Annotated in this window: 4 protein-coding genes; all 4 read left to right on the plus strand. The window is 36.6% G+C overall.

All coding sequences use genetic code 11. The features are described 5' to 3' along the window. On the plus strand, positions 1-234 hold a 234-nt coding region (locus K6G87_RS06790), incomplete at its 5' end, for a TRAP transporter large permease subunit (RefSeq protein ID WP_296835240.1). 245 nt (positions 235-479) lie between these two features. Further along, complete coding sequence (locus tag K6G87_RS06795) at positions 480-956, plus strand: hypothetical protein (protein ID WP_296835242.1); 477 nt, start codon at positions 480-482, stop codon at positions 954-956. After that, positions 943-2,013 (plus strand): TRAP transporter substrate-binding protein, encoded by a 1,071-nt coding sequence (locus K6G87_RS06800; protein WP_296835244.1) that lies wholly within the window; start codon positions 943-945, stop codon positions 2,011-2,013. The genes K6G87_RS06795 and K6G87_RS06800 overlap by 14 nt, the downstream gene beginning before the upstream one ends. Before the next feature lie 255 nt (positions 2,014-2,268). Beyond that, a partial coding sequence (locus tag K6G87_RS06805; protein WP_296835246.1) for a hypothetical protein occupies positions 2,269-2,481 on the plus strand: 213 nt, incomplete at its 3' end.

Raw genomic sequence — 2,481 nt, forward strand, 5'->3', positions numbered from 1 at the left:
ATAGGTATTGATCCTATTCAGTACGGAATCCTCCTTGTACTTAACTGTGGTATCGGACTTCTGACTCCACCTGTCGGAGCAGTTCTGTTCATCGGTTCAGCTATTGCTGAAGAACCTATGGAGAAGGTAGTTAAGGCTCAGTTACCATTCTATGTAATGATGATCATAGCTCTTATTCTCATTACATTTATCCCTGCGATCAGCCTTTTTATACCAACTTTATTCGGCTATTGATTTTGGGAAAAGAACTTCCTGCAGTAAGCGGCAGGAAGTTTTTTTGGAATATTCTCGTTAATAGAGAATAATTAATGTTATATATTTGTGACGTAAACCCATAGGCCATCCTATGGGATGAAAGTCACTTTTCTTTTGACCGACAATAGCATAGAATGAGTATATCAGCATCATGGCATATAAGTGAAAACAAAGTAATAAGGGGATAAGACAGCATATTTTGTTGACTTGTTAAAAGGGGGAATATGGAATTTAAGTTTAAATTTAAAAATACTACAGGGGATTTTTTTGTCTTTAATATGAGTAATATATATAGTCAGTGGACTGCGCTTGTAAATATAATATTTACAGTAGCCATGATATTACTTATTGTAAGCAGGTGGGGAGATTCTCATATTTTCTTCAAGGGTGTAATGGTCTTTGGACTTATTCTTTTTCCTGTGATCCAGCCTTTATGCATATATCTAAGATCAGCAAAGCAGGCCGAAAGTATTACTGAAAGTACAGAGCTTACTTTTGATGATGGTGGTATGCATATAAGAGTCAAGGATCATGATCAGCTTATTAAATGGAAAGATTATAAAACTACTATTAACAGGCCTTTTATCCTTATTTCTATTCCTGATGGTAAGCATGCTTATATTCTTACTGACAGGATTTTAAAGGATAAGAGAAAGGCTCTTTATAAATATATTAATGGGGAATGTTGTGGGGCAAAATAATTTTTGGGAAAAGGTTATAAAAAGATCTTTACTTGCTATAGCGTCCTTATCACTTGTATGTGTTACCATTTCAGGGTGTGGGAGAGATGATTTAGGCGAAGAGGTAGCATTAGAATATCAGACTATCTGCGATGAGTACAAGGATGTAAGTCCTAAGTACGTCTTTTCGTATGCGGAGAATCAGGCCATAGATTATCCGACTTCTCTTGGAGCTATCAGATTTGCTTATCTTGTTCATGAGAAATCAAAAGGGCGTATCCAGATAAAAGTCTATACTGATGCAGAGCTTGGAGATGAACCGGATCTTGTAAAGGAACTAACACGAGGCGGACTCGATTTTATCAGAGCTTCAATGTCAGGACTTACTGAGTACAATGATGAAGCCAATGTCCTTGTTATGCCATATCTTTACGAGGATGCTGATCATATGTGGAGAGTTCTTGATGGAGATATAGGTCAGGAGATAATGGATTCATTTAATGGAACCGGCATGGTTCCGCTTTCCTGGTATGATGCAGGTGTCAGGAATTTCTATTCTAGTGAACCTATACACAGTCTTGAGGATCTAAGTGGGAAGGTAATACGAATCCAGGAGTCTGACATAATGTCAGATATTATTACAGATCTTGGCGCTACTCCATATGCAACCATGTTTGATGAAGTATATTCTGCACTTCAGACGGGACGCGTGGATATGGCTGAGAACAATCTCTCAAGCTATGAGTCCATGGAACATTATAAGGTGGCTCCTTATTTCATAGTTGATGAGCATACAAGGATCCCTGAGCTTCAGCTTATATCACAGACAACCTATGATAAACTGACAGACGAAGAAAAAGAAATAATAATATCTTCTGCTAAAGAGTCAGCACTTTATGAAAGAGAGCTTTGGAAGGAGAGAGAAGAGATATCCCTTGAAAGAGTAAAAGAGGGCGGATGTCAGATAATATATCTTTCTGATAAGGAAAAAGAGCGCTTTAGAGATGCAGTAAGTGGAGTCTACACTAAGTACTGCAAAGATTATATGGATCTTATTGAAAGGATACAGAATAATTAATAAGACTGTTCATACTTTTAGTAGTGATAGTCTTGCAATCTTCCCATCATATAAAATTAGTTGTTTTGTCTGTTGTGAATTACCGATTATCTAAAAATAATGGGCTTTCCGCAATTTTTTATAAATAATAAGTGGATGCATACCGATATATAAAAAGAGAAACTAGAAATTATATCCTGCTGAAAGACTTAGCTTATCTTTAGTAAGTCACCTTTGTAAATGGATTTCAGGATGGTTCTACAAGGAGGTAGAAATATGGCAGGAAATTTCAGAATAGAGGCCTACTCGGCTTTATATAACAATATGAACAGATCCGGAAGTAAAGGAAATAAGTATTCTAATTCCTTTTCTTCCGGTGTTTTAATGTCCCAAAGTAGCGTTACATCCAAATCAGAAATGTTTGCAGGCATATCTGAAAGTATAAAAGATGATACGATGCAAAGAGAGCAGGAGAACTTAAGGCGTATA

This window comes from Butyrivibrio sp. (assembly GCF_024699075.1).

Excerpts from the sequence above, each read along its gene's own strand:
- K6G87_RS06795 (WP_296835242.1), top strand. The coding sequence starts at position 480 with ATGGAATTTAAGTTTAAATTTAAAAATACTACAGGGGATTTTTTTGTC.